General features: G+C 59.3%; 23 protein-coding genes. 15 read left to right on the top strand and 8 right to left on the bottom strand.

Annotated features, from left to right (window positions below):
* Positions 1 to 422: 422 nt before the first annotated feature.
* From ATY79_RS02355 to ATY79_RS02380, 6 genes are all read left to right on the top strand, one after another.
* Positions 423 to 1,166, top strand: a complete 744-nt coding sequence (locus ATY79_RS02355) for a glycosyltransferase family 25 protein (protein ID WP_088703022.1) — start codon at positions 423 to 425, stop codon at positions 1,164 to 1,166.
* On the top strand, positions 1,163 to 2,533 hold the full coding sequence (locus ATY79_RS02360) for an O-antigen ligase family protein (RefSeq protein WP_088702912.1): 1,371 nt from the start codon (positions 1,163 to 1,165) through the stop codon (positions 2,531 to 2,533). Before ATY79_RS02355 ends, ATY79_RS02360 begins: the two co-directional genes overlap by 4 nt.
* Positions 2,534 to 2,538: 5 nt before the next feature.
* Positions 2,539 to 4,464: a nucleoside-diphosphate sugar epimerase/dehydratase gene (locus ATY79_RS02365; RefSeq protein ID WP_088702913.1), complete on the top strand. Its 1,926-nt coding sequence runs from the start codon at positions 2,539 to 2,541 to the stop codon at positions 4,462 to 4,464.
* Positions 4,465 to 4,518: 54 nt separating this feature from the next.
* Positions 4,519 to 5,430 (top strand): NAD-dependent epimerase/dehydratase family protein, encoded by a 912-nt coding sequence (locus ATY79_RS02370; RefSeq protein ID WP_088702914.1) that lies wholly within the window; start codon positions 4,519 to 4,521, stop codon positions 5,428 to 5,430.
* A gap of 43 nt (positions 5,431 to 5,473) precedes the next feature.
* The gene (locus tag ATY79_RS02375) at positions 5,474 to 6,052 is read left to right on the top strand and encodes a sugar transferase (protein ID WP_088702915.1); all 579 of its coding nucleotides are present in this window, start codon (positions 5,474 to 5,476) and stop codon (positions 6,050 to 6,052) included.
* A gap of 123 nt (positions 6,053 to 6,175) precedes the next feature.
* Positions 6,176 to 6,613, top strand: a complete 438-nt coding sequence (locus tag ATY79_RS02380) for an aldehyde-activating protein (protein WP_088702916.1) — start codon at positions 6,176 to 6,178, stop codon at positions 6,611 to 6,613.
* Positions 6,614 to 6,624: 11 nt separating this feature from the next.
* Here the strand turns inward: ATY79_RS02380 and ATY79_RS02385 are convergent, their stop codons facing one another.
* On the bottom strand, positions 6,625 to 7,683 hold the full coding sequence (locus ATY79_RS02385; protein WP_088702917.1) for an adenylate/guanylate cyclase domain-containing protein: 1,059 nt from the start codon (positions 7,681 to 7,683) through the stop codon (positions 6,625 to 6,627).
* Between the two features lie 72 nt (positions 7,684 to 7,755).
* Positions 7,756 to 8,205, bottom strand: coding sequence for an SRPBCC family protein (locus ATY79_RS02390; RefSeq protein ID WP_088702918.1), 450 nt, complete (start codon positions 8,203 to 8,205; stop codon positions 7,756 to 7,758).
* A 299-nt stretch (positions 8,206 to 8,504) separates the two neighbouring features.
* Here ATY79_RS02390 and ATY79_RS02395 point away from each other — a divergent pair, with 299 nt between their 5' ends.
* The 5 genes from ATY79_RS02395 to ATY79_RS02415 are packed head-to-tail and all read left to right on the top strand — an operon-like array spanning position 8,505 to position 13,544.
* Positions 8,505 to 9,332 (top strand): metallophosphoesterase, encoded by an 828-nt coding sequence (locus tag ATY79_RS02395; protein ID WP_088702919.1) that lies wholly within the window; start codon positions 8,505 to 8,507, stop codon positions 9,330 to 9,332.
* Positions 9,329 to 10,498 (top strand): ABC transporter ATP-binding protein, encoded by a 1,170-nt coding sequence (locus ATY79_RS02400; RefSeq protein ID WP_088702920.1) that lies wholly within the window; start codon positions 9,329 to 9,331, stop codon positions 10,496 to 10,498. Before ATY79_RS02395 ends, ATY79_RS02400 begins: the two co-directional genes overlap by 4 nt.
* Positions 10,491 to 11,420, top strand: a complete 930-nt coding sequence (locus tag ATY79_RS02405; protein WP_088702921.1) for a sugar ABC transporter permease — start codon at positions 10,491 to 10,493, stop codon at positions 11,418 to 11,420. The genes ATY79_RS02400 and ATY79_RS02405 overlap by 8 nt, the downstream gene beginning before the upstream one ends.
* Positions 11,417 to 12,253 carry a carbohydrate ABC transporter permease gene (locus ATY79_RS02410; RefSeq protein ID WP_088702922.1) on the top strand — a complete coding sequence of 279 codons (837 nt, stop codon included), beginning with the start codon at positions 11,417 to 11,419 and terminating at the stop codon, positions 12,251 to 12,253. The genes ATY79_RS02405 and ATY79_RS02410 overlap by 4 nt, the downstream gene beginning before the upstream one ends.
* Before the next feature lie 25 nt (positions 12,254 to 12,278).
* Positions 12,279 to 13,544, top strand: a complete 1,266-nt coding sequence (locus tag ATY79_RS02415; RefSeq protein WP_088702923.1) for an ABC transporter substrate-binding protein — start codon at positions 12,279 to 12,281, stop codon at positions 13,542 to 13,544.
* A gap of 54 nt (positions 13,545 to 13,598) precedes the next feature.
* Here the strand turns inward: ATY79_RS02415 and ATY79_RS02420 are convergent, their stop codons facing one another.
* Complete coding sequence (locus tag ATY79_RS02420; RefSeq protein ID WP_088702924.1) at positions 13,599 to 14,576, bottom strand: substrate-binding domain-containing protein; 978 nt, start codon at positions 14,574 to 14,576, stop codon at positions 13,599 to 13,601.
* 247 nt (positions 14,577 to 14,823) lie between these two features.
* Between ATY79_RS02420 and ATY79_RS02425 the strand changes: the two genes are divergently transcribed.
* Positions 14,824 to 15,954 carry a calcium:proton antiporter gene (locus ATY79_RS02425; RefSeq protein ID WP_088702925.1) on the top strand — a complete coding sequence of 377 codons (1,131 nt, stop codon included), beginning with the start codon at positions 14,824 to 14,826 and terminating at the stop codon, positions 15,952 to 15,954.
* Between the two features lie 144 nt (positions 15,955 to 16,098).
* Here ATY79_RS02425 and ATY79_RS02430 read toward each other — a convergent pair whose 3' ends face one another.
* The 4 genes from ATY79_RS02430 to ATY79_RS02445 all read right to left on the bottom strand — a co-directional run bounded on the left by ATY79_RS02430 (position 16,099) and on the right by ATY79_RS02445 (position 21,163).
* Positions 16,099 to 16,458 carry an SPW repeat protein gene (locus ATY79_RS02430; RefSeq protein ID WP_088702926.1) on the bottom strand — a complete coding sequence of 120 codons (360 nt, stop codon included), beginning with the start codon at positions 16,456 to 16,458 and terminating at the stop codon, positions 16,099 to 16,101.
* 270 nt (positions 16,459 to 16,728) lie between these two features.
* Positions 16,729 to 18,525, bottom strand: a complete 1,797-nt coding sequence (locus tag ATY79_RS02435) for an alpha/beta fold hydrolase (RefSeq protein ID WP_245312294.1) — start codon at positions 18,523 to 18,525, stop codon at positions 16,729 to 16,731.
* A gap of 140 nt (positions 18,526 to 18,665) precedes the next feature.
* Positions 18,666 to 20,081 (bottom strand): oligosaccharide flippase family protein, encoded by a 1,416-nt coding sequence (locus ATY79_RS02440; protein WP_245312295.1) that lies wholly within the window; start codon positions 20,079 to 20,081, stop codon positions 18,666 to 18,668.
* Positions 20,081 to 21,163: an endo-1,4-beta-xylanase gene (locus tag ATY79_RS02445; RefSeq protein WP_088702928.1), complete on the bottom strand. Its 1,083-nt coding sequence runs from the start codon at positions 21,161 to 21,163 to the stop codon at positions 20,081 to 20,083. The genes ATY79_RS02440 and ATY79_RS02445 overlap by 1 nt, the downstream gene beginning before the upstream one ends.
* A gap of 205 nt (positions 21,164 to 21,368) precedes the next feature.
* On the opposite strand from ATY79_RS02445, the gene ATY79_RS02450 reads away from it, so the two are divergent.
* From ATY79_RS02450 to ATY79_RS02460, 3 genes are all read left to right on the top strand, one after another.
* Complete coding sequence (locus ATY79_RS02450) at positions 21,369 to 22,847, top strand: GumC family protein (protein WP_088702929.1); 1,479 nt, start codon at positions 21,369 to 21,371, stop codon at positions 22,845 to 22,847.
* Entirely contained in the window at positions 22,840 to 24,201 is a 1,362-nt protein-coding gene (locus tag ATY79_RS02455) for an O-antigen ligase (protein ID WP_088702930.1), read from the top strand. Before ATY79_RS02450 ends, ATY79_RS02455 begins: the two co-directional genes overlap by 8 nt.
* Before the next feature lie 120 nt (positions 24,202 to 24,321).
* Positions 24,322 to 25,254, top strand: coding sequence for a glycosyltransferase family 2 protein (locus ATY79_RS02460; protein WP_088703024.1), 933 nt, complete (start codon positions 24,322 to 24,324; stop codon positions 25,252 to 25,254).
* 6 nt (positions 25,255 to 25,260) lie between these two features.
* Here ATY79_RS02460 and ATY79_RS02465 read toward each other — a convergent pair whose 3' ends face one another.
* Entirely contained in the window at positions 25,261 to 26,121 is an 861-nt protein-coding gene (locus ATY79_RS02465; RefSeq protein ID WP_088702931.1) for a DUF6492 family protein, read from the bottom strand.
* Positions 26,122 to 26,124 lie beyond the last annotated feature (3 nt).

A 26,124-nucleotide genomic window follows, 5' to 3' on the forward strand; every position in this document is an offset into this window, starting at 1 on the left:
TAAATCTTGGGTTTGAGTGCCTCCACCGTCTGCTCCACCAACGCGGGATCCAACGGCACGTCAGGCACGAAACTGTTCGGAATTTGAGCCGCCGGGTCGATATCGGGCTTGCAAGCAGCGCCAATACGAAGATAGGAGACTGCCGCGTTGAATTTGCAACTGCCGCAAGATGCGTCTTGACCATTCGCGCTTGCTCTGGTCGAAGCGGGGTTGCTGCCGCCACAATTGTGGATATACACGCAGAAGCTGTTGTAGATAAGAATGGTCGGAAATAAGATCCTTTCAAGCCAATGGAAAGCGGTCTGCGCCATAGCGGTCTCCTCTAGGGCCTTGAAAAGCAGAAGGCAGGGTAAGGGTCAAAGAGTGCCACGAATGACGCGGATCAGATGCTCAAATTGAACATGGCAACAGGGACGAAACGTTTGCAGCGTTTGATCGGTGCCTACGTGATCAACATGGACAGCTCTTCAAAGCGATGGGCGGAAGTTTCCTCGCAGGCTGCTCTCGCCGGGATGCAGATCGACAGAGTTCCAGGCGTGGACGGACGTTCGATCCCTGCAGCAGAAAGATCCGGGTTTAACGAGAGAGAGTTTCTGCGTCGGAACGGCCGACAGATGCTGCCCGGCGAATACGGTTGCTATCGTGCTCATATGAAGGCCCTGGAGGCCTTTCTCTCAAGCAGCTACGAAAACGCCATTATCATGGAAGATGACGTGGAATTGCGTGAGGATTTCACGCTGAGGGCAGCTGCCATATTAAAAGCAGTCCCGTCCGCCGAGGTGGTGAAGTTGCTCAATCACAGGTCAAAATGGTGCCGGACAGTTGCCATCTCGGAGTACGGAGATGCTATCGGGCGCTGTTTGCACGGTCCGCAGGGATCCGCGGCCTGCTATCTGATCACGCGCAAGGGCGCCCGAAAGCTGGTTGAAGGCGCAGGCGATATCGAGTTCCCCTTCGACATGACCCTTGAGCGCGGTTGGAAGACCGGCGTCAACATCTACACCGTTCGGCAAAATATCGTCGAACTGTCCGAGCGCTCGGCCGAGAGCCAGATTGCCAACAGGGCTCAGTACCGGGCCGTGAAGCTGAAAGGAGCCCGCAAGATGCGAACGCACTTTCTTCGCCTGATCGAATATGCGCGCCGAATAAGGTATGCACTCTCATGACAATATCGATACCTCGCACTCTGACGACGTCGGCAACCCGCAACGTCGTCATCGCCATATTATGGCTAGCGATGATGTCCGTCACATTGATAGAAAGCGATATCTATCGATATGCTGCCATCCTGCTCATGGTCTTTACCCTTACGCTTCGTAAGGTGCCTCTTCGCACATCGTTGACCGACTGGTTGGCGATCGTCTGCGTGGCCTGGGGTTTTTTGGCCTTGTTCAGGTTTCTCTTCGGGTTGATCGTAGAGGGTGAAAAGGGCGCCTCGGAGTGGCTTTACGCTTTTGCGATCTTTTTTCCCGCGATGGGCGTGGCCCTGCATACGAGCTGGAATCTCGTCAGGCCGATTTTGCTGGCTTTCTTCTGCGGCGCGCTCATCCTGTTGATCATCTCGACGCCACTATCTGAGATCTTGGCAGGAGAGCGGATCTCCCCTGCTTTCCATCATAATTCGATTCACGGCGCGGTCGGATGCGGCTTTGTCTTCATCGGGGCCTTTTACTGGGCCCTGCATCAATGGGAGATCGGCTCTTCTGCCAGGACCAAAGCGATCGTTTCGGCGATTGCCGTGATGGTGATCGCTCTCGCCGTTCTCAATATTTACGGTGCCAAGTCAAAGGGCGTATGGTTGGCGCTGCTGCCGGCTCTTGGCCTGATGGTTGCCACGACACTTTTCTACCTCCGACGAAAGACGGTACTGGTCGCCGCTGCCGGTGGCCTTCTGCTTCTGTCGTTGGGGATCTATCAGGTTCGCGACAACCTGGCGCACTTCGGAGAAGCGACGTTCTCTTCGACCGTCGGGATCATTGGACAGCTCGATAGCGGGGCTTCCCTGGATCGCGTCATGCATGATGCGATCGTGTCTCCAGACACGCCAGCGTCCATGGACGAGCGGCTGCAATTGTGGGCCGATGCAATCGACGTCATATCCGTCGCACCGATTGTCGGTAGCGGCAACTCCTGGCTCACCCTCTGGCAGACGACCCCTTATCGCGATGTCACTTACACGCTGATGCACAACGGCTACCTTGAGATCCTCATCCGGTATGGCTTTTCCGGGCTCGCGATATTGGCGCTGATCGTTGTTGCAGCCATCCACCGTGTTTATCGCGCTTCGTCTCAAGGCGTAATCAGCAAGAGCGCTTTTGCGTGCTATCTGACATTCGCGGTCTACTTTGCCGTCACCATCCTCAGCAATTCGAATAACCGGCTTGCTCTTGGCGAATGCTATGCCTTGCTGTTTGCAGCCACATGTTTTGCCTCATCGATAAGACTGCGTTCGGGCTCCGTTGACCTGAGCAGGAACATCCCATTGCGCACCGACGGTTTGCCTGACGCAGTTACCGCCCGCGTGCAGGGATAGGGCAGATGCGAGCGGTTTCCGACAGGTACGTTCGAAGCATTCTCGATTTGCCACGGCCCGCAAAACGCGTGTTGGCCCTGCTGGTCGATTCATGCCTATGCATCCTGACCATCTGGCTTGCCTTTTGCTTTCGCCTGAATGACTGGGTGACGCTCACCGGCATGCAGCTTGTAACGATCCCGGTGTCGCTTCTTATTGCCCTGCCGATCTTCATCACGATGGGCCTTTACCGGGCAATCTTCCGCTTTCTCGGTTGGTCGGCATTCATCACGGTCATCAAGGCGATCACGATTTACGGCCTTGCATTCATGGCCATTTTTACCGCCATCAGCTTCCAGGGAATACCGCGCACGATCGGCATTATGCAGCCGTTGTTGCTGCTGCTGGCAATCGGCCTGTCCCGCTTTATGGCAAGATATTTCCTGAGTGAGGCCTACAAGCGGATCCTGCGGCAGAACACGCAGACGAACATGCTCATCTATGGGGCTGGATCCGGAGGCAGGCAGGTCGCCGCCGCCCTCAGCGGCAGTGCCGATTTCAAGGTTGTCGGCTATCTGGATGATGACAAGAGCCTGCATGGAAGCCTCATCGGCGGCGTCGTGGTCTATGATCCCGAGAAAATCGTTGAATTGAGTGCACGCCTGAACGTACGCACGATCCTCCTGGCTCTGCCTAAAATCGATCGGACGCGCCGCAACGAGATCCTGGAGCAGCTCCGTGGCGCCCGCGTTGCCGTTCGCACCGTCCCCGACCTGAATGCCCTGGCCGGCGGACAGGCAGAGTTCACCGACCTGCAGGAGCTGGATATTGAGGATCTGCTCGGCCGCACGCCGGTTCGCCCGGATCAGGCACTGCTGGAGCGCAACATTCGCGGTCGGGTCGTCCTCGTAACGGGCGCTGCCGGATCGATCGGCAGTGAACTCTGCCGGGGACTGGCACGGCTGAAGCCGGCGGCATTGCTGATCCTCGACCAGAACGAATTCGGGCTTTATGCCTTGGAAAACGAATTGCTGGGCACCAACACGGATAGCGGGCTGCAGATCGTGCCCCTGCTTGCAAGCGTTTGCGACGAGCTTCGCATCCAGAAGATCATGGAGACCTGGCGACCAAACACCGTCTATCACGCCGCAGCCTACAAGCATGTGCCGCTGGTCGAAAAGAACCCCGTGGAAGGGGTGAAGACAAACGTTTTTGGCACTGCTGCGGTCGCACGAGCGGCGATCAGTACAGGCGCCGAACGGTTCATACTGATCAGCACGGACAAGGCGGTCAGGCCGACCAACGTCATGGGCGCGACCAAGCGACTGGCGGAAATGGCGCTTCAGGGATTGGCGGCAGAAGGTGCCACAACCGTCCTCACCATGGTGCGGTTTGGCAACGTATTGGGATCGTCCGGCTCGGTTGTTCCCTTGTTCCGCCAGCAGATTCGCCAGGGCGGCCCCATTACGCTGACGCATCCCGAGATCATTCGCTACTTCATGACGGTGCCGGAGGCAACGGAGCTGGTGATTCAGGCAGGCTCGATGGCCAAGGGCGGCGACGTCTTCGTCCTCGACATGGGCGAACCTGTGAAGATTATCGATCTCGCCCGTCGCATGGTAGAACTGTCCGGCCTGACGATCAAAGACGAGCGAAACCCGTCTGGTGACATCAGCATTGTCACGACCGGCCTTCGTCCGGGAGAGAAACTCTACGAAGAACTGCTGATCGGTGACAATCCCGAGCCGACCGAGCATCCCAAGATAATGCGCGCGCGCGAACGGTTTATCACCTGGGAGACCCTGTCGCCGAAGCTTCGGCAATTGGGCTTTGTGGCCGACGGGGGAGATGTCGAGGAGCTGCGCCGCATCCTGAGCGAGCTTGTGCAGGACTATCGCCCATTCGACGGGGTGGTTGATCTCGTTTCCCTTCGCCAAGGCGTCTCCCAATGACAGCCTGCGCCAAGGGATTATTCTGCATATTGCCGTCGGTTCGGGGCTGAAAAAATGCTTCTTGTTACCGGCGCAACCGGCTTTGTCGGTCAAAATCTTCAGCAGGCACTTCGCGCCCGCAATATCGCCTACAGGGCTGCTTGCCGTTCAGCGCAGCCAGGATGCACCCCCATTGGGGACATTGATGGCGCAACGGATTGGACGGCCACCTTGCCTGGCATCGATTGCGTCATCCATCTTGCGGCGGCAAACCAGAACGTCATCGATGCACCAAGCTTTGCGGCCGACGTTTTTAGAAGGGTGAACACCGACGGGACGATCAACCTTGCCAGGCAAGCAGCCGCCTCAGGGGTCAAACGGTTCGTCTTCATCAGCACCATCAAGGTGAACGGAGAGCAATCGATCAAGGGGCGTCCGTTTACACCGCACGATCTACCGGATCCGGCTGGCGAATACGCGGCCTCAAAGCTTGAAGCCGAACGGGCACTGATTGCACTCTCCAGGACGTCTGGCATGGAGATCGTCATTATTCGTCCGCCACTGGTTTATGGGCAAGGAGCAGTCGGAAGCTTCCGGGCTCTGACGAAGCTTGTTCAAAGCGGAATTCCGCTGCCCGTGGCGTCGATCGACAATCGACGATCCATGATACACGTGGAAAATCTTGCCGATCTCATTGTGACCGCAGCATTTCATCCGGCCGCAGCGGGTCAGATATTGCTGGCAAGCGACGATGAGGCGATCTCGACACCGGAACTGTTAAGGCAGCTCGCGGCGGCGATGGGCCGTTCACCACGACTGCTTCCCTTTCCCCCTGCCATCCTGCATCTGCTCGGCCGGGCAACTGGCAAAGGAGATCTGGTAAACCGCCTTACCGATTGGCTGGAGGTGGACATGTCGCATACGCGCGCGCTATTGGACTGGACGCCGCCCCTTGACATGCGAACCGCCCTGAAGCGCTCGTTTTGAGAGCTTTGCCGGTAACTTTTGATGTAGGAACTTGAACCTCCCGATGCTCAACGGCTTTAACAGATCCTTGAAGCGACTGTTTGATATCTGCGTTGCAGGCCTCGGACTTATCGTTCTCTCTCCGGTCTTCATTGTCCTGGTACTGCTTGTACGCAAATCGTCGCCTGGCGGCGCGCTTTTCCTTCAGGAGCGCGTGGGCAGGAGCGAGGTACCATTTGTCTGCATCAAATTCCGCACGATGGCAGCCGGTTCTCCCAATGTCGGCTCTCATGATGCCGCCTCGTCCTGGATCACGCCACTTGGTCGCCGGCTGCGAACCTACAAGCTCGACGAGCTACCGCAACTTATCAACGTCTTGCGCGGCGACATGAGCTTTGTCGGACCGCGCCCTTGCCTGCCTTCGCAACATGAGGTCATCGCCGCGCGGCGCAAACGCCAGGTATTTTCGGTGAGGCCCGGCATAACCGGACTGGCCCAGCTTCAGGGCATAGACATGTCGACGCCCGAGGCTCTCGCGGAAGCCGATGCCCGCTACATTCAAAAGGCCGGCTTTTGGCAGGATGTCATACTCGTACTTGGCACTCTGGCCGGCCGCGGAACTGGAGACGCTGCGGCAAAATAGCTGCCTGCCCAGGTCGCGTCCGGCGGCCGACCTTAAAGCCGAACTTCGACGATCGCGCTATCGAGCCCGAGCCATCCGCGTTAGAAGAATGAGCAACAAGGAGTAGCAGAGGAAAGAATTGCCATGGCCACGGGCGAAAGACAGCAACCCATCTCGAAGGTAACCCGCGGTTCTTGTCATTGTGGAGCGGTTCACTGGGAGTTTCGAGGCGCCATCCCTGATGCCACGATCTGCAATTGCACCGTTTGCCGGCGGTACGGAGTCCTGTGGGCCTACGAGTACGACGGCCAGGGAATTCAGGTCGAAGACAAGACCGATGCACTTACGGCTTATGTTTGTGGTTCGCGGAGCCTTTCCTTCAACTTCTGTCGACATTGCGGCAACCTCGTCAGCTGGCGCGCCCTGGCGCCAAGCAACAACGGCCAGACAAGAATTGCCGTCAACCTTCGCCTTGCCGAACCTGCAGACGTGGCCGATATTCGCCTGCAGCGCTTCGATGGCCTTCACAGTTTCGAGGATTTGTCGCCAGATGCTCGCAAGGTGGCCGATGTCTGGTTCTAAGCCAGGGGTCGTCAGTCGCCAGGCAAGGTGAAGACGGCGCAGGGCTCGGCAATCCCCCTCAAGGCGTGATTGCCGAGGAAATCCAAGCTCGCGGAGACCTGCTCTGCGACCGCGCCTGACAGCAACACGCTGTGCCCAAGCGGTTTGCACAGCCCCTCGAGCCGGCTGACCAGATTGACCGCCGGCCCGATCGCGGTAAAGTCCAGCCGGTCCGCAGCACCAATATTGCCCCAAAGGATCTCCCCGAAGTGAAGCGCCACCCCAAAGGGAAGCGACGGCAATCCTTGGCCCTGACGGATGGCATCGAGATGGGCCATACCGGCGCGAGCCGAGCCGACCGCGCGCAATGCCGCCTCGCACGCGTTTCCCGGCGTGCTTGTCACCGGGAAGATTGCCAGCACGCCATCCCCCATGAACTTCAAGACCTCACCGCCGAAGGCGTGGACTGCACCTGCAATTCGATCAAACCAGGTATCGAGTGTCGCAATCATCACCGCCGGTTCCGTCGCTTCCGAGAGCGCCGTGAAGTCGCGCAAATCTGCGCACAGCAGCGCAGTACTTATCGTCTCGCCCGAGCCGCGAGACAAAGCGCCGGCCTGCACCCGCGAAGCGCTCCGTTTGCCGAGATAGGCTTCGAGAAGTGCGGCCAATCCTGCGCGTGCCGCAAGCGCCGCCAAGGAAGGAGCGGCAAAGCGTGCCACCAGGCGCAACTCGTCTATCTCGTCTGGCGTAAACGCTCGTGTTCCGGCCCATGCGAGAACCGGACCATCCGGCGCCGGACCGACGGTGTTTTCCTGAACTGGTCCAAGCCCGCTCAGCCATTCCTGCCCTGCCTGATTGGGCAGGGTATCGACGAAGCTTAGCGCCTCGATAACGGGGCCGGTTTCGGCCCGCCACAGCCATGTACGGCGCGCGATGATCGGATGCGGTGCCGCGAGCGTCAGGGCGCCACCCGCCAGCGGCAATCCATCCGACATGAGCCGGTCGCCGATTTCGGCCAGAAACCTCTCGGGATCGGGCGATGTGCCAGCTTCATCGACCAGCCATGCGAGCGAGGTGGGCAATTCCATGCCGGGATCATGCCACTTTGATTGAAGACTGTCACCGCCGGCTCTTCACGTCAGCGCCCAGCCGGAACATGGCTACGATGTCCGACCGGCAAAGCGATCGGGACCGGGATCGCGCCCAGCTGCGCAATCGGCCAATCTGCCGATATAGTGCTCCCAACCTTCGGCATGACCTGCACATTGTTCGGCATTCGGCAGCCCGCTATGGGTCAGGCGCAACAGGGTTCCGTCTGGCTTTTCGATCAGATCGATCTCCACAAGACTTGAGCCGGGAGGAACAATCTCGCTTCCATCCCACCCAAAGCTGTAAGCAAGCCGGTGGACGGGTACAACCTCCCGGAAAGAGCCCCGCGCGAAGCGAGCACCGGTAACATTGACGAGATAGAGGCCCCCTGGCTGCGGCTCGACCTGTGCCTCGGTTCCCATCCAGCGCAGGATCTTTTCCGGATCAGTGAGCAAGGCAAAGACTGCCGAGGGCGGTGCCGAAATATGCGTCTCGCGGCGGACGACAAAAGGCTCGGACATCAACTTCTCCTTTGACCGCAACGCTCCAACATGCCGATCGGCCAATCGGCGCTCTGAGACCTCTCAATGAATGGAGGTAGGAACGAAGGCTCTCCCAGCAAGTGCGCGCTCATGTGAAAATGGCACGGTTTTAAAAAATCAATCGGAGATTGATCTCAGCTGCAGGCATGACGGTTGTGCGACAAAAATGAAACGACGGTGGAAAGCGATGTTACCGGGCTGACATGGGCCACGACTAAAGAGGCTGCAACAAGCGTGTCCGACTGTGAGGGCACGCTCGCGAACCCGGGAGCGGCCCCATGAAAATCATCCAGATCACCGACACCCACTTCAGCCCAGACAAGAAACACTTCAATGGCAACTGGGCGCCGCTCTTGAACTGGATCGAGACGACCGGTGCCGACCTCATTGTCCACACCGGCGACCTCACCGTTGACGGCGCCGACAAGGAAAGCGACATAACCTTCTGCATGGATCTGATGCGGCAAACGTCGATCCCGATGCTCATTGTCCCGGGTAATCATGATGTCGGCCACCTGCCCGGCTCGGATCAGCCGGTCAATGGTGAACGTCTGCAGCGCTGGCGCGCGCTGGCCGGCGATGACCGGTGGATGGAAGAGACGAGGGGCTGGCGCCTCGTCGGTCTCAACTCCCTGCTTCTCGGCCACGAGGACGACGAAGAGGAAGCTCAGTTTGAATGGCTGCAGACAGTGTTTGAAGAGCGCAAGGGTCGCAGACTTGCGCTATTTGCACACAAGCCCCTTTTTGTTGACGAGCCGCAGGAGGGCGATACCGGCTATTGGTCAGTCCGTCCGAGCCAGCGCAAGCGGCTCTACGATCTGATGGCAGCCCAGGATGCCCCACTGTTTGCCAGTGGGCACCTTCACTCAGCCTGGCAGGGGCGCTTTGAAAATACCTCGCTTGTCTGGGGACCATCGGCAGCCTTCGTCATCGACAAGATGGAGCGGGCAATGCCGGGCGAACGTCTCATTGGCGCCGTCATCCACACGCTGGGCGAGGAGGTGACAAGCGAAATTGTCGCAGTACCTGGCATGACGGCGCATGTGCTCGATGACGTCGTTCACGAGGTCTATCCAAAGGCCGTCAAGAAGGAAGCAGCGGCATGAGTGCTCTGTCTCTTCGCGGCATTCATAAGTCCTTCGGCGCAAACACGATCCTCAAGGGCGTGAGCCTGGAGGCGGAACCGGGCGAGTTCATAGCGCTGGTCGGGCCATCCGGCTGCGGCAAGAGCACGTTGCTGCGCATCCTGGCCGGCCTCGAGACGGCCGACGGCGGCGAAATCGTGGCCGCAAACCAGGATATTACGCGCCTCAAGGCCGCGGAGCGCAACATTGCCATGGTGTTCCAGTCCTATGCGCTCTATCCGCATTTGACCGCAGCGCAGAACATAGCCGTACCGCTTCTCATGCGCCGGCTAACGCGTGCGCAGCGCCTGCCGATCATCGGGCCGCTCATGCCCGGCCGGGGCAAGGCGATCGCCGAGATCAAGCGCGACGTAGGCAATATGGCAGCTTCGCTCAAGATCGAGCACCTGCTCGACCGCAAGCCTGGCCAGATGTCCGGAGGACAGCGCCAGCGTGTCGCGCTCGGGCGCGCCATGGTACGCCAGCCAGCAATCTTTCTGATGGACGAGCCGCTTTCGAACCTCGACGCGAACCTGCGTGTTCATGCCCGCGGCGAAATCGTCGATCTGCACCGGCGCGCTGGCGTTCCAACCCTCTACGTCACCCACGATCAAGCCGAGGCACTTTCCATGGCGGATCGGGTCGCCGTCATGATCGGCGGTGCGCTCCTCCAGCTTTCGCCGCCGCACGTCATCTACGATGATCCGCAACATGTCGAAGTCGCAAAATTCATCGGCCAGCCGCGCATCAATCTTCTACCCTCTCAGATCGAGGCGGGTTCGACGGTGGCGATCGGCGATGTCCGCTGCGCACTTCAAGACCGCACTCCGTCGTCTGGCACGTCGATAACTCTTGGGGTTCGCCCGGAGTTCGTCCGTATCGTCAGAGGTGGCGATACGGGGCTGCCCGCCCGCATCGACCGCGTGGAATTTCTCGGTTCCGAAATCATCGTCCACAGCCGCCTGGATGCAGTCGGTGAAGCGATGATCGCCAAGGTTTCCCCGGCAGAAGGTGCCGGACTTGCGCCGGGCATGCCGATCCGCCTGCATGTTCAAGGCGAGCACATTTTGGTGTTCGGCGCAGATGGCGCGCGCCTGCCTGTAACACCGCTAACCAGCAGCATGGTGCGGGAGACCGTGCATGGCTGAGATTGCAGCAAGCTCCCGCCTGATCACACACTCCCCGTCCAGAACCACCGACCAAGGTGAAGCGGCGACTGCCTGGCTGCTTTCCATGCCAGCGATCGTGCTTATCGTTGTCTTCATCCTTTTGCCCGTTGCGGCAGTCATCGTTCTCGGCTTCACCGACTTCGAGCTGGGCTATGCGGGGTTCAAGTTCGTCGGCTTCGACAATTATGCCGAGCTTTTGACCGATCGTACCTTCAAGCGATCGCTCTGGAATACCGCTGTCTATACGTCGCTCGTCACACCCGTATCTGTTTTCCTGGCGCTAGGCCTTGCGATCATGATCGAAAAAGAAAGCATCGGTCGCTCGTTTTTCAGGACAGCCTACTTCCTTCCGGTCGCCTCGCTGCTCGTCGCCATGGCCACTGTCTGGCAATATCTCTTTCACCCGACCATCGGGCCAATCAATGCAATGCTGGCTGAGATCGGCATCCAGGGGCCGAATTGGCTCGGTGCATCGAGCACCGTGCTCTACAGCCTTTCGATCATTGGTATCTGGCAATCGGTGGGGTTCAATCTCGTGCTCTTCCTGGCAGGCCTCACATCCATTCCGCGCGAACTCTATGCTGCAGCCGAGGTCGACGGCGCCCGCAGCGGGTGGGATCGTTTCCGCCTCGTCACATGGCCAATGCTCGGACCGACGACACTCTTCGTCACGACGATCAGCATCATCAATTCCGTCAAAGTCTTCGAGACAGTCAAGACGCTGACCGAGGGTGGACCAAACAAGGCCTCTGAGGTGCTCCTTTTTTCGATCTACCAGGAAGGCTTCGTCTATCTGCGCGTGGGCTATGCCTCGGCCATGACCGTCGTCTTCCTCACCATTCTGGTTGTCCTGATGTTCATACAGTACCGCATCCAAGATCGGCAGGTGCACTACACATGAGCGCCACGTCCTTCCCCCTCGCCCGCATCGTCCGCCTGTCAGTCCTGAGCCTTGGTGCGCTCGTCTTTCTCGCACCGTATATTTTCATGATTTCGACGGCTGGCAAGGCACAGGGCGACATCTTCACGTCGTCACTGTCGCTGATCCCGCAGCAATGGTTCTACGTCCAGAACGTTTCCAAGGCCCTGTCGCGCGTCTCGATGGGCAACCTGCTTTTCAATGGCGTCGTCGTCTGCCTGCTGATCTTTGTCATGCAAATCATCGTCGCAATCCCTTGCGCCTACGCGATGGCGAAGCTCAAATTCGGCGCGGCCCGCGTCATGATGGCGCTCGTCATGGTCGGTCTGCTGGTTCCAATTCATGCAACCGCATTGCCGCTCTATGTCGCTTTCGACAAGGCAGGCGCTCTCAATAGCTATTTCGCGTTGGTTGCGCCCTTTACCATCTCGGTCTTCGGCATTTTCCTTTTCCTTCAGTTCTTCCGCTCGATGCCCGATGACCTGATCCATGCGGCGCGCCTGGACGGGATGAGCGAGGTTGGCATCATCGGGCGGGTCATCGTGCCGAACGCCTGGCCGGCGATTACCGCCTTTGCGATCTTTTCAGTCGTCGCGCACTGGAACGACCTCTATTGGCCACTGATCGTGATCTCGAACCAGGCCTATGCCACGCCGCCTCTCGGCCTTCTCTATTTTCGCGCCGCAGAAGCCGGGGACGATTACGGCGCGCTGATGGCCGCCACTCTGATCATCACCTTTCCCCTCGTCGCCGCCTTCCTGCTGGCACAGAAACGCTTCGTCGAGGGTATCACCATGACCGGTCTCAAGGGCTGACCGGTCTTCAACCAGGAGCCATGCGATGAAGCATTTCACCCAGATCCTCGCCGCTGCCGCGGTCGCCATGACGGTGGCGCTTCCGGCCCGTGCCGAGACGACATTGACCGTGCACTACCCAATGCCGGGCTTCTTCAAGGACGTGATGGACACGATCTCGAAGAGGTTCATGGAGGAAAATCCCGACATCAAGATCCAGTTCGCCAACCCGTCGGCGACCTATGAAGAGGGTATCCAGACGATCATGCGCCAGGCCGGCACACCCGAAATGCCGGACCTGACCTTCATCGGTCTTAACCGTTTGCGCATGGCAAACGAGCGTGACATCCCCGTCGACATGGGGCCGCTGATCGCCAAGGACAAGAGCATGGCCGAGCAGGGCTTTTCGGACAACATCCTGAAGCTCGCGCAAGTAAACGGCAAGCAAGTCGGCCTCGCCTTCGCGACCTCCAATCCGATCATGTACTACAATGCCGATCTGCTGAAGGCGGCCGGCGCCAACCCGGACAATCCGCCAAAGACCTGGGACGAGGTCATCGAACTCGGCGCCAGGATCAAAGCGCTCGGCAACGGTGTCGCATCCATCGACTTCCGCTGGCAGGGCGATGACTGGATGTTCTCCGCGCTGCTTTTCGGTGCAGGCGGCAAAATGCTCAGCGAAGACGAAAGCAGTGTGGCCTTCGACGGAGCTGAAGGGCGCAAGGCAATGACCATCATCGAGCGAATGGTGAAGGAAGCTGGCATGCCGGTCTTCACCAAGGCGGCTGGCGAACAGGCTTTTGTTGCCGGCAAGGTGGGTTTTGCCTTCCAGACAACCGGCGCCTTGCGCAATACGATCAAGAATGTCGGCGGCAAATTCGACCTGCGCACCGCCGAAATCCCGCTGATCGATCCGGTCAACGGCAAGCTGCCGACGGGCGGAAACGCCGTCGTCATCCTGACACATGACCCTGCCAAACAGGATGCCGCCTGGAAGTTCGCCAAGTTCGCCGCCGGGCCGTATGGTGCTTCAGTGGTGGTACCGGGTACCGGCTACGTGCCGAATAACGAACTTGCCGCAAAGTCTCCGGACTATCTCGGCGACTTCTATAAGCAGAATCCGCTCTTCCAAGCCGGCCTGAAGCAAATGCCCCGGATGATCCCATGGTATGCTTTCCCCGGTGCAAATGGCGTTCGCGTTACCCAGACGATCGTCGACAATACCTCGCGGGTCGTCGACCAGTCGGCAACGCCGCAGGAGGCATTGGACGACGCAGCCGACGAAGTGAAGCGCTTGCTGCCCCGCAGTTGATCGCCGCCTTAATTGAGCTTGACCACCGCTTCGCGCGAGGCGGTGGTTTCTCTTTCAGATTGCCCGAACCGTGCCCCCGCGCCGCAAGCCATAGGCGATATCGAAATGCCGGGCCGGTGCCGCGTTGTCGGCCATATCGAGCAGCAACGACGCTGCGGTTGCCCCCATGCTGGCGTCGGGCATTTCCATCGTTGTCAACGGTGGATCCATCATCTGACCGATCGCAATACCGTCAAAGCCGACGACCGACACGTCGCGCGGAACGCAAACCCCCTCGCGCCGCAGCGCCCCGATTACCGCAAAAGCCAGAAGATCGTTGGAGGCAATGATCGCCGTCGGCGAAAGCTGGGTCACCACCTGGCTCAAATCAAGCTGGTCGTAACCACCAACAAAGGGAATCTGTACCGGATCCAGCGCTTCGATACCGTCCTCCAGCATGGCCTGCCGGTAGCCATCATGGCGCAGGCGCGCACGATCGGATGCGGTAAAGGTTCCGGAGACAAACAGGATTGCCTTATGGCCGAGTGCGATCAGCATCTTTGTTGCTTCGTATCCGGCTCTGAAATTATCGACGGTGACGGCTGCGGGAAATAGTTCGGTCGGACGATTGCCAAGCAGCACGGTCGGCGGCATCGCCTGCGGCAGGCTCCTGATATTCGATGGATCGCATAAGGTCAGGATCAGGCCGGTCGGTCGATCATTCAACAATGCCTGGATCGCGTCAGCTTCCCGTGCCGGTTCATAATGCGATTGTGCAATCAGCACACCGTGACCGGCCACCAGCATCCTGTTTTCGATACCGGACAGGGAAGAAGAAAAGACCGGGTTGGTGATGCTCGGGATGAGAACCCCGATAACGGGACGTCTGCCGGCCTTGCCAATGGCAGGTGTTGATCGATAGCCAAGCTCAGCGACGGCACGTCGAACGCGCCGGCTCATCGTATCGCTCACGCAGCCCCTGAGACCAAGGGCCCGGCTTGCAGTCGCGAGTGAACAGCCCGCTCTTGTCGCCACTTGCTGTAGGGTGGTCATGCTCGTTTTTCCAATCACAAAGCCCGTCTCAATGCCTGAGCCTATTTCGGCTTTTGAGATGAAGGTTTTATGTCGGCGGAAACGATCACAGAGTGGCAGGAGGAAGATCGAGCCAGCGACGGCGGCTAAAAACCTTGCCCACGCACGAAGACGGCGGGCTTGACGAGGTTTTCGGTTGCGCGATGAGAGTAGACCGGCGGGCCGGGTTGTGGCGTATTCTTCGAAGGGATTTTCGAGGACCTGAAGGATGAACTCGCAATTGGCCTTGCCGCAACGCAAAAGGTTGGAACTCGTGCGCCGGGAATGGCTGCTTGCCGCCAGCATCGCGACGAGTGTCGTGTTCTACCTTTTCAGTGACGCGATCTTTGGATTGCTGTCAAATCACCTGTGGCTTTCGGCCATCTTCACATGGCTTTTTTCAATTGTGCTTGGTTGCGCATTGTCAGTCGTGCGTCATGCCGATCACCTTGCGGAGCGACTGGGAGAGCCTTACGGGACGCTTATTCTGACGCTTGCAATCACGTCGATCGAGGTGATGGCCATTACCGCGGTCATGCGGCATGGCGAAAACAACCCGACGCTGGTGCGCGACACTCTTTTTGCTGTCGTGATGATCATCTTGAATGGCATGGTCGGCCTGTCCCTGCTCGTCGGTGGCTGGCGACGGCACGAGCAGCACCACAATCTGCAGGGCGCCAACGCCTATCTGGGCGTCATCGTGCCCCTTGCAACCCTCAGCATGATCATGCCGAATTTTACGCATCCGACCAACGGACCGCCCTATTCAACCGTCCAGCAAACGGTTCTCGCCTTCATATCCGTCGGGCTCTACGGCGTGTTCCTGACCCTGCAGACTGGTCGCCACAAAGGCTTCTTCATCGATGATGCTGGTGAGGCGACAGGAGGACACATCAAGACCGCAGAAGGGCCTTTGTGGCTTCCTATCATTCTGCTTGTCGCCTACATGGCTCTCGTCGTCTTCCTGGTCGAGCATCTGGCCGCGCCCGTCGACTACTTCATCGAGACACTTCATGCTCCAGCAGCACTGGGCGGCGTCATCATGGCTGTCCTTGTCGCGACACCGGAGGCAATCAGCGCCGTGCGTGCCTCGGTCGCCAACCATCTACAACGATCGGTCAACATCTTCCTCGGATCGGTCCTGTCGACGATCGGGCTGACCGTACCTGCGATGCTGGTCATCAGCCACCTCACGGGACACCACGTCGTGCTCGGCCTGGAGCGGACCGACACCGTGATGCTCGTTCTGACACTGGCTCTCAGCATCATCACCTTTGCGAGCGGTCGCACGCACCTGATGCAAGGTGCCGTACATCTCGTTCTCTTCGTGGCCTATGTCCTGCTGATATTCGAAGTCTAGCGAGACTGTTGCCCTGCCAGCCTGTGGCACATCAAAACGTCCGCGCCTTCGCGATCGATGCTGATCTCCAAGGCTGCATGATCATCTGGGCGGTGGGTGGTCAGCTTAGATGCCCACCGCCGCGGCGACCGGATTATGTCTGGCCTAGGCGTGGGCGTGCGGATGATGAACGTCCCAGACCGCCCACAGCGACACGGCGGCAACGAGCACACCGAGTACGACAACCGTCCACATCGCACTCGCACTGGCCGCAAAACCAAGCAGCCACGGCGACGCGATCAGCCAGAGGCCGAGCACGAGATTTGCCCATTCCTCCCATTCGGAAAATACCGACAGTGCTGCTGTGGCCAGCGCACCAAGCATAACGGCAACGATCCAGGCGTTCCAGCTCGGCATTGCTTCAGCCGCAAACCCCATGACCCAGGGCGAAACGAACAAGCAAACTGCCAGAACCAGGTTAGCCCAATCCTGCCTTCTCCTTCCTTCCATCAGATTGATTGCCATGATGACCTCCCATTATGAAGCCTACTGGGCGTCGCGTGAACCTTCACGCTTAAGTATATGATTTGGTGAGCTGTATGGCTTAAATCAAGACATCACCGGATAATACTTGGGTCCCCGCATCTGCGCTTTGCTGGCGCGCAAGCTATTGCATCAGATAAAGTTGCAACACGCGGCCGCCGACAATCCAGGGAGGTCCTGCGGCGATCGACATACGACCGCAACGCGGCGCGCATAAAACGGTCGTACACAGTCGGGCCACAATACCATCGATCAGCCGTGAGCTGCGCGTTTGTCCCGTCGATGATCGCCAAGCGCAAGAGCTTGTCGCTTTACCAATTCGATCAGCCTTTCGCGCGCTGGCCGCGGTGTCAGATTGTGGTCGGCGTCAGGAAACAGATGCAGATTCACGTTCGGGTAACCGGACAATTTTTCGCCCGCGGCGCCGAAGTTGACCCGGAACATTTCCTGTCCCTCGTCACCCTCGGTATAGACGATCGACAGCTGCGTGCCGCGGCTGGCGAGTGCATGAAAATCAGCGTGCACCTGCCTTGTGAGCTGCGTGAGCGGCTTGGCCGGCGCAAAGACGGGAGACAGGCTGCCAGCCACCCGATCGACAAGACGCATGGAGATATTCTTGGTCACCGCCGCAATGTCCACCTCGCCTGCCCACAGGCGGCGAACCGTTTCGAGATCCAGCACATTCCTGAGATAGGCCTTCAGGGTCTTCGGCAAGCCTTTGAAACGCCAGCGAAAAGCCACCGGGTTGACGATCAGGCAGGCGTCCCAGCGTGGATCGTCAACAGTGCTTCTGAAAGCAACATAGGCACCGCTGCAGCGTCCGATAAGAAGTGTGCGTTGGTTACCGCCGAGGCTATCGACATAGTCTCGGGCGATTGCCACATCAGCAATTTGCGCTTCGTCATAGAGGACCTGTTTGCGCCGCGCCAAGACCGGGGGGCTGTCCCCGACACCGGCGCTATCAAAGCGCAAGGACGCGACGCCAACCGTCGCGAGCTCGCGTGCAAGCTCGACGGCGGAACGGGCCCAACCGGCCGTATGATCGTAAGCAGTCGTTAATATCACGGCACTCACGCCGGTGGGTCCGCCAGTCGGTTCGCACAAGATCCCGTAGAGCCGGTCATCTGGCCCGAAGCGAACGGAGGTTTCGCGAATTGCGCCCAGCCGGACCGATGCAATCGAGCTGGGCTTTTTTGCCGGCGGTGCACTGCGGCCAGGATATTGCGGCAACGATTGCAGCCAGTCGATCAGCTCGTCGACAAGTGCGTCGGGAATGTCCTGGTTCAGCGGGTTGGAAACGAGCGCATCATATCCCGCAAAGGCTATCGCGCGAAGCTTGCATCCGGCAGCCTCGAGCTTGTCGCGCAACGTGGTATCGCCCTCCAATCCCGGCCGCTCGGCAAGCAAAATGGGGAGCTTGCTGGTGATCTGGAGACCGTTGAGGTCAATTGCCTTGATGTCGTCTGCAACGGCGCGCGGCATGCGCAATCCAGCGATCGATCCAGCTGCGCTGTCACGCAGATCAGGCTTTATACCGAGGCCATCGTCGATGAGCCTCGAAAACAAGGAAAGCTCGCGCAGATAGACACGCCCTTTCAATACCGGCGCTAAAAGGGCAATCGCTGCAAGAGATGGCTCACAATGAGCCTGCATGAGCGCAAGACTGGCGCCAATGCCCTGACCGAGAAAAATCACGCTGCGGGCGCCCGAAAGCATCTTGAGCTCGAAAGCGGCCTTGCCGATCACCTCTGACCAGGCCGACAGTCCGCGCTCGGTTGCCGTGTCGTCGAGCGAATTTGCTGTTCCGGGATAATCGAAGCGCAGGCTTGCAACACCGATGTCTGCGAACCGTTCCGCCAGGATGCGGTAGAACCGGCGCGTGCACATCTCCTCCATGCCCCAGGGGTTGAGGAGAAGCACCGCAACATCGCTCTTTGGCGCGTCACGATCGGCTGCCGTGAACAGACCAATATGCGACCCGAAAGCTGTCGGTTGCGAGGCGCAACGCCCCTTGCCTTCTTCGTCTTTCATAGCCGTCTGTTTCACCATCACCTTACCCTGCAAAGCGTCCCGATCGAATGCCGGTCGAATGTATTCCTCACCGATATACTTGATGCGTTAAGAAATTAGCAGAATCTGATGGGTTTCATCTTGGCTATTGGTTGGCATTCATAAAACCGTGTTGTTGATCAGGCTGGCCGCAACCGCCGGGTCAGCGCCAGGCGGATGCCCGACAGATTGAGCGCGAATGCGGCTGATGCGTAAACGACGACACCTGTAACGATCGGCAGGCTCAGGTCGAAGACGGCATTGCCGGTCGGATGCCTGCCCACGATGAACGTCGGCACGGCCATCGTGGCGGTTGCAAGACTGACCTTGACGATCGGACGAAGTTCGATCGGCAAGCGATGGGCACGATAGGAGAGGACGTAGCCGGCGATGACGCCGCCAATTTCGGCAATCAGCAGCGCCCATGCGGCGCCGACCAGTTGGAACCGCGGAACGAGGACGAACATGCCAATGATGTTGATCGCCAGAATGATCATACCCTGCGCACCCATCAGGCCCGGCTTCTTCGCCAGCTGGAAGCTCACATGCACGAACTGATAGGAGATCGAGCGAAATAGCCAGGCAAAGACCAGGATCGGGATGAGGGTAGCTGCGGCATCACGAAATTCGGCGCCAAGGATCAGGCTTGCAAAGCCCGGCGCAACCAGCGCCAGTCCAACGACCATCGGCATGAGCACCGTCAACAGCACCTCAGCCGTTTCCATCAGATGCCGGTTGGTGGCCTTGTGACCTTCCTGCGCCAAAAGACGGATCGCTACCGGAATTGTCGCCGAACCGATCGCAACACCGGGAAACAGGATAATCTGCCGGACCAGATCTGCTGCCGCACCATAGACGCCGGCGGCCGTCTCACCGATATAGGTCACGATGATCATGCGGTCGAGAACCGTGTGTAGCACGAAGATGAAGGACGAAGCCGTCATCGGCAGGCCAAAGCGCAACATTTCCTTCAGCAATCCGGTATCGAACGGGTGACGTGGTCGGCGCCACACGTCGGGCGCATATACCAACAAGGTCACGAGATAGGAGCATGCAACGCTTGCAAGCAGGCCTTGTCCACCCATGCCGAACACCATCACCAGGGCTGTGGAGAAGACGAGGGTCAAGACGGCGCGCAGGATGACCGACCACATGTAGGCGCCGGTCTGCTGACGGGAGCGGAACACTTCCTGCACGAATTCGAAAAGCCCGACCATGAAGGCAACGAAGACGGCAGGCACGACATAGGTCGACGAATCCTCGGCGATCAGCCAGGTTGCCAAAATGACGAGCGGACTGAGCAGCATCAGGCCGATATAGCCACAGAATGCGGTCGTGCGGACATCTTTCGATCCGCCCTCGGAATCGAAACGCAGCACGGAGAATTTTATCCACCCGAACAGCAGGGTCGTTATGACGCCGGCAACGCCCGTGCCCACGACATAGATACCGTATTCGTGAGGGCTCAACATGCGGGTAAAGAGCACGACCGAAACGAACCCGAACAACGCCGAAACGGCGTTGGCAATCATGTATGTCGAGATCTGGCGAAACATCATTCGGCCGCGCGCGTGAAGTCGTCGATTACCTTCATCAGCGCCTTGGGCCGGCATCCGGCATCAAGCGGCAGCGGACGGTTGGGCTTGCCATCATCGCGCTTGAACCACATCGGTACCCAGGTATAGCGATCGGTGATGCCCCAGGTCAGAATGGCACTCGGCCGTGCCGCGTCAGAGATTGCGCCGAGGAAGTCGCGCGCTCGGGCGGCGACAAGCTGATCACGGTCATATTCGAGGGCCGGCAGCTTGTTGTCGATCACATCAAGTTCGGTCACCAGAACATCAAGCTCCATTGCCTTCACCGCTTCGACAAATTTCGACAGGCCCTCCTTGTCGATTTCCATGTCACCCGGCAGATGGCCCTGGATGCCAACGGCATGGAGCGGCACGTCGCGATCCTTGAGATCGCGCACCAGGTCGAGCAACGCCTGGCGCCGGTCACGGCATTGCTGTGTCGGGTTTTCGATATTGTAGTCGTTGATGACGAGCTGTGCGGAGGGATCAATCGCCGCCGTCGTTTTCAGTGCAAGCTCGATGTAGCGCTTGCCGAGACGCTCCTGCCAGATCGAACCACGGATTGTCGCGCCGCTCTTTGGATGTTCGGCGATCGCCTCGTTGACGACATCCCAGCTTGGAATCCGCCCCTGGTAGCGCGTGACGACCGTAGTGATGTGGTGGACGAGTTCGCGCTCGGCTTGCGCCGCGCTTGCGATGGTCTGCGTCCATTCCGGCATGGCACCGTACCAGGCAAGCGTATGACCACGCATTTTCATGCCATTCTGATCAGCAAAAGCAATCAGCCGGTCAGGCTGGTCGAACACGAACTGGTCCTGGCTCGGACGCAGGTCGAACCACTTCAGTCCACCCTCGCCGACGACGAGCTGGCAATGGTCGACAATCGCCGCCCTGTAGTCAAATTCCGTATCGAGAAGATCGGTGCGTACCGCCACGCCGTAAGGAATGCCCCCTCTTGCATAGGCTGCCTTGGCAATTCGGTCAGATCGAACAACAGGGTCGAGTGCGCCGGAGGATGCCAGTCCGGCACCCAATGCGCCGAGAACGAAGTCCCGCCTGCGCATGAATGGATATCCTTGAGATTGCGTATAAATGAACCAGAATTTCGACCGCGCGCGCGGGCAAGACCATGATCGTCTACTCTTTAGTCGAGACTTGCTTTGCGCGCACGCGACAATTGAAATCGCTATTAATGGATACTTAAGGAAAATCAGGTCTCTTAACCATGGATTTGCGCTTTTCGCGCCGTGTCAATCAGAACCCGCCGCCATGTACGAAGCCGCATCCCGACATCAGACTCCGGTCATCAGTACGCGAGGCTGGGCGAGGAGCCGGGGCGATGACGTTGTCACGCAGCCTCAGCCAGTCCTCAAGCTTGCCGAGCCCCCTTCAAGCCAAGACAACACTTTTGTCCTTCAGGAGTTCTTCCGGCTCGAGCCTGCACGCGTCCTCGACTGGTTGCGCTCAGGTCTTGTCTCGATCGTTGCTTTTGCCATCCTCGGCATGGTCGCCGGCTACGCCGTCGTGTTGGTGATCAAGCCGCGCTTTACTGCCGGGATCGATCTTCTCGTCGACCCGTCGAACCTGCGGGTCGTCGCTGACGACATCTTCTCCGAAAGCATGCAGAGAGATACGCAGCTGCTCGATGTCGAGAGCAAATTGCGGGTTTTAACGTCGGGTAACGTGCTGAGCCGCGTGATTGCTGATCTGAAGCTCACCGCTGATCCGGAGTTCGTTCAACCGAATTCCAAGGACCCGGCCGGCGACGCACTTCGCACGCTCGCAAAGCGCGTGACGGCCCGCCGCGACGAACGCTCTTTCATCGTCAACATTGCCGTGTGGACGCAAGACGCGGCCAAATCCGTCACCATCGCCAATGCTATCGCGAGTGCCTTCCAGGAAGAACTCGCCAAGGCGGAATCGGAAGGTGCCGGACGGGCGGCGAGCTCGCTGTTTGCGCGCCTCGGGGATCTGAAGACAGAGGTTGCCAAGGCAGAGGCTGCCGTTGAGGCATTCAAGCGCGAAGAGGGATTGCAGTCGAGTTCAGGAGAGCTTGTCAGTACGCTGATGTCGAACCAGACGAACACGCAGCTGATCGACGCCAAAGCGCGCGTCATACAGGCGCAGTCACGTTATAACGAGCTCGTATCGACCAATCCGAAGAACCGGATGAATGCGTCTGCGTTGCAATCGGAAACGATGACCATGCTGCGCACGCAATACTCGACGCTGCGACAACGCGTAACCTCCCAATCCGCCGTGCTTGGGCCACGCCATCCAATGATCCTGTCGCTACAGCCTCAGTTGAAAGCGCTGGAAGGCCAGATCGACGCCGAGACGGCGCGCATCGTGCAGGCGGCGAAAGCCGAACTCGATCAAGCAAGGTCGGCCCTTGACGCCTTGAGCTCTGAAGCCAACCAGATGAAATCCTCGGTCTTCCAGGATACCGCCGCGCAGATCCATCTGCGCGAACTGGAACGCGAGGCGCGCGCCAAGGCGACAGTGTACGAAACCTTCATGGCCAGGGCTGGAGAAGCCGCCGAACGCCAGCAGATCGACACGACCAATGTCAGGATCGTGTCACCGGCAGTCGTCCCGACGGCGCGCAGCTTCCCGCCACGCGGCTATGTGCTGGCCGGCGCCGGTGGCGTTGCAGGCCTCGGGCTCGGCCTTGCCATCGCAGTCCTGTCCGGGCTTTGGCGCGACTATCGTCGGCTGAGCGCAACCCAGGGCCAGGCGGATGGCTGACACAGGCAAGATTGCCAAGGCAGAAAGGAGCGCCACCTTGGCGGCCTTTCTCTTCCTGGCGGTCTTCGGCTACTTCTGGGTCGGATTGAACCCGTTTCCCGATCCGAATGCCACCAGCCTTTCGACGCCGTACGGCGGCACATCGAACGTCCTCAATCAGTTGATCGTCATCGCCATGTCGGCCCTGGTGCTTGCAGCGGTGCTTCAAAACCGGGCCCGCCATCTGCTGCTGCGCCCCCATGGCTTGCTGATTTGCCTGCTCGTCTGGCTGCTCTTCACCGGCCTTTTCGCCGGCGATCCGAGTGCTGCCTTCCGGCGCACGGTCTTTGCGGTCCTGGTCTGCCTCTGCGCGAATGCGGTGCTGCTCATTCCAACAGATGGCCAGCAGTTTGCAAAGCTCATGTGCATTGGCCTGACCTTCACCACCGGGCTTTCCTATTTTGGCGTCATCGCCCTGCCACACCTTGCCATCCACCAGGCGACAGATGCACTGGAGCAGTCGCTTGCGGGCGACTGGCGCGGTCATTTTGGTCACAAGAACGTTGCCGCTGCCGCAATGGTCTATGCCGTCTTCTTCGGCCTTTACGTCGCAAAGGCAGGACACGGCCGGCTTGGGATGCTGATTGCGTTGTCTGCCGGCTTCTTCGTTCTCCATGCAGGGGGCAAGACCTCAGCTGCGATGCTTCCGGCAATCCTGCTGCTTGCCTGGATTTTTGAGCGCTGGACCAGGCTCGGAACGCTGATCCTGGTCGGTAGCCTTGTGAGTTTGAATACTATCTTGCTGACTGCGGCAATCTCTCCGGGCGTCAGCGCCCTGCTTGCCTCAGCAGGCATCGATCCGACCTTCACCGACCGCGGCTCCATCTGGCGCCTGGCCCTTTCGGCAATCGCAGAGCGACCGATCCTCGGCTACGGCTTCCAGTCGTTCTGGCAGACCGACGCGCTGTTTAACAGCGGCCAGGCGATGACCACGTGGGCGGTGACCGCCGCCAATTCCCACAATGGCTATGTCGAGCAGCTGATCAATGGCGGCATCCCGGCGCTGGCAATGGTCGTCATCTGGCTGGTGATCCTGCCCATCGGCTATGCTCGCCGCGCAATTGCCGGTAAAAACGACGTCGCATTGACGCGCCTATTCGTGCGGATCTGGCTGTTCTCGCTATTTCTTGCCTGCCTCGAAAGCCCGTTTTTCGGCAACAGCGGACCGATCTGGTTCACCATGCTGATTTCCGTCTTCGGCCTGAGATTGCAGGCCAATGCGGGTCTCGTCAGCGTGCCGGTATCGCCAGCACTCAAAGCGAGCCTCGATCCCTCGTCCCCGGTCGACGCACCGGTCATTGCAAAGGCGCGTTAACCTCATGCTCAGCCGGCAATTGTCGAATGCGCGCCAGCCATTTACAGCTTCACCGCCGATTGTCGGCGACGTTGCCCTCAGCGGCAACGACAAAAATTTGCGCCGATCGAGGTTTGGATGATGCAGCAAAGCAAAGGGTCCGTGGAGGCAGTCGTCTGCATCCCGACGTTCCGTCGGCCGGCATGGCTTGCACGCACGCTGACATCCTTGGTCGATCAGGTCACCGATTTTGCCTTTGCCATCGTCGTTGTCGACAACGACGCGGCCAACCCGGCCGGCGCGGTCTATGCCCGCGAATTCCTCGCGACTGCGGGCCGGCCATTCCTGGTCCTGACGGAGGAACGACAGGGCAATTGCTACGCCATCAACCGTGCCTTCGGCGAGGCAATGGCGGCCTTTCCCGACGCCGAGTTTCTTCTGATGATCGACGACGACGAAATGGCCCTGCCCGGCTGGCTTGGCGAAATTGTCGGCACGGCCAAACGCGAGAGCGCCGACATCGTCGGAGGACCGGTTGTGCGGGAGTTTGAGGTGCCGGTGTCCGACGCTGTCACGCGCCACCAGCTCTTCGACTCGATCAAGGGCCCGACGCGCGCAATCGACCAGATCCACGGCTCGGGCAACTGCCTGATCCGCCGGCGCGTATTTGCCGGTCTCGCCTCACCGCTCTTCGACGTCCGCTTCAACTTTTCGGGCGGCGGCGACATGGAGTTCTTCACCAGATGCCGCAAAGCCGGTTTCAGGACCTTTTGGTGCGCAGAGGCGGTGATCCGCGAATTCGTACCGCAGGAGCGTGTATCGGCCCGCTTCCTGATGACGCGCTCGCTGCGCACCGGAAGCATCAACTATGTCATTGACCGGATCCACAACGCGTCAGCCACACGTGTTCTGGCAAAGAACGCTCTCAGTCTAGGCGCCGGCTCACTGCGATCGATGGCGCTGTTTTTGAAAACCCGGCGACTGCTGCCGGCAAGCCATCCGCTGTTGGTGTCGCTCGGCCGCACATTGGCGAGCCTCGGGTTTCTGCCTGCCCCTTACCGGGCCAGCAATTAGGCCCCATCAACCAAGAGCAACCTCGCGGATCACCTCAATTGGTGTGCGGGTATGCGACTGAACGGCGATCGTTGTCTGCCCAGGCTTCAACCCATCCATGAATGCCGCCAGTCCGGCCGCGTCGAGCGCCGGGCCTTCCCAGTAGGTCAGGCACGGGCTTTGCGAAACACGCTCGTGCCGTTCGGCAAGCTCAGGGTCGTTGGCGACTGCGACGCCATAAATCAGGTATTCGGAAAAATGCCTCACGCGGGCGAGCGCATGCCACCAGGGAAGGCCGCTTGCACCTTCGATGCGCCTGACCACGGAGGCGATCGTTAGCCGTTCCCACAGCACCATCTGGCTTATGAAATCGTCACCCGGCAGCGCCGGCGCGGTCAGGCCAAGCAGCCGATGGGCGTTTTGCCACCAGCGGACATGGCTCGGCCGTGATGGATTGACATCGCCGGGCGCAACGTAGTGCGCAAGCTTCGGTGTTGAGGCGATCACGCCGAGGTCGAGTGGACGGCAAAAGCAATTGTCTGAATCGATGCACATCACACGTTCGCTCGGCTGCGCCAGGGTGATGGCGATCTTGCGCATCTGCTGCAGGTGCCAACCATAGACGGGCAGGCGAAGGTGCGGTGCCCACCAGTAACGGCGCCCGCGCCACTTTGGCAACGACCAGAGCGGTGGAAGCAGGGTGGACGAGACGATGACCTGGCGCCTGTTTCCCTCGAAGGAGGCGAAGAATTCGGCGTCCTCGTCGCCGATGACGATGTAATGCATATCGTAGCCGGTGACGTATCGATCGATCGAGTCACAGAGAAGACGGCAACTCTCAAGGTCGCCGCGATAGCTCGGTGTAATCAGCGAAATTGAAGGGCTCATGAT

Origin of the sequence: Rhizobium sp. R693 (genome assembly GCF_002211315.1) — a bacterium.
In the GTDB taxonomy this organism is placed as follows: domain Bacteria; phylum Pseudomonadota; class Alphaproteobacteria; order Rhizobiales; family Rhizobiaceae; genus Rhizobium.

Bases quoted from the DNA above. Each gene is read 5' to 3' on its own strand.
- ATY79_RS02360 (WP_088702912.1), top strand. From the start codon at position 1,163: ATGACAATATCGATACCTCGCACTCTGACGACGTCGGCAACCCGCAAC.
- ATY79_RS02365 (WP_088702913.1), top strand. From the start codon at position 2,539: ATGCGAGCGGTTTCCGACAGGTACGTTCGAAGCATTCTCGATTTGCCA.
- ATY79_RS02370 (WP_088702914.1), top strand. From the start codon at position 4,519: ATGCTTCTTGTTACCGGCGCAACCGGCTTTGTCGGTCAAAATCTTCAG.
- ATY79_RS02375 (WP_088702915.1), top strand. From the start codon at position 5,474: ATGCTCAACGGCTTTAACAGATCCTTGAAGCGACTGTTTGATATCTGC.
- ATY79_RS02380 (WP_088702916.1), top strand. From the start codon at position 6,176: ATGGCCACGGGCGAAAGACAGCAACCCATCTCGAAGGTAACCCGCGGT.
- ATY79_RS02385 (WP_088702917.1), bottom strand. From the start codon at position 7,683: ATGGAATTGCCCACCTCGCTCGCATGGCTGGTCGATGAAGCTGGCACA.
- ATY79_RS02390 (WP_088702918.1), bottom strand. From the start codon at position 8,205: ATGTCCGAGCCTTTTGTCGTCCGCCGCGAGACGCATATTTCGGCACCG.
- ATY79_RS02395 (WP_088702919.1), top strand. From the start codon at position 8,505: ATGAAAATCATCCAGATCACCGACACCCACTTCAGCCCAGACAAGAAA.
- ATY79_RS02400 (WP_088702920.1), top strand. From the start codon at position 9,329: ATGAGTGCTCTGTCTCTTCGCGGCATTCATAAGTCCTTCGGCGCAAAC.
- ATY79_RS02405 (WP_088702921.1), top strand. From the start codon at position 10,491: ATGGCTGAGATTGCAGCAAGCTCCCGCCTGATCACACACTCCCCGTCC.
- ATY79_RS02410 (WP_088702922.1), top strand. From the start codon at position 11,417: ATGAGCGCCACGTCCTTCCCCCTCGCCCGCATCGTCCGCCTGTCAGTC.
- ATY79_RS02415 (WP_088702923.1), top strand. From the start codon at position 12,279: ATGAAGCATTTCACCCAGATCCTCGCCGCTGCCGCGGTCGCCATGACG.
- ATY79_RS02420 (WP_088702924.1), bottom strand. From the start codon at position 14,576: ATGACCACCCTACAGCAAGTGGCGACAAGAGCGGGCTGTTCACTCGCG.
- ATY79_RS02425 (WP_088702925.1), top strand. From the start codon at position 14,824: ATGAACTCGCAATTGGCCTTGCCGCAACGCAAAAGGTTGGAACTCGTG.
- ATY79_RS02430 (WP_088702926.1), bottom strand. From the start codon at position 16,458: ATGGCAATCAATCTGATGGAAGGAAGGAGAAGGCAGGATTGGGCTAAC.
- ATY79_RS02435 (WP_245312294.1), bottom strand. From the start codon at position 18,525: ATGGTGAAACAGACGGCTATGAAAGACGAAGAAGGCAAGGGGCGTTGC.
- ATY79_RS02440 (WP_245312295.1), bottom strand. From the start codon at position 20,081: ATGTTTCGCCAGATCTCGACATACATGATTGCCAACGCCGTTTCGGCG.
- ATY79_RS02445 (WP_088702928.1), bottom strand. From the start codon at position 21,163: ATGCGCAGGCGGGACTTCGTTCTCGGCGCATTGGGTGCCGGACTGGCA.
- ATY79_RS02450 (WP_088702929.1), top strand. From the start codon at position 21,369: ATGTACGAAGCCGCATCCCGACATCAGACTCCGGTCATCAGTACGCGA.
- ATY79_RS02455 (WP_088702930.1), top strand. From the start codon at position 22,840: ATGGCTGACACAGGCAAGATTGCCAAGGCAGAAAGGAGCGCCACCTTG.
- ATY79_RS02460 (WP_088703024.1), top strand. From the start codon at position 24,322: ATGCAGCAAAGCAAAGGGTCCGTGGAGGCAGTCGTCTGCATCCCGACG.
- ATY79_RS02465 (WP_088702931.1), bottom strand. From the start codon at position 26,121: ATGAGCCCTTCAATTTCGCTGATTACACCGAGCTATCGCGGCGACCTT.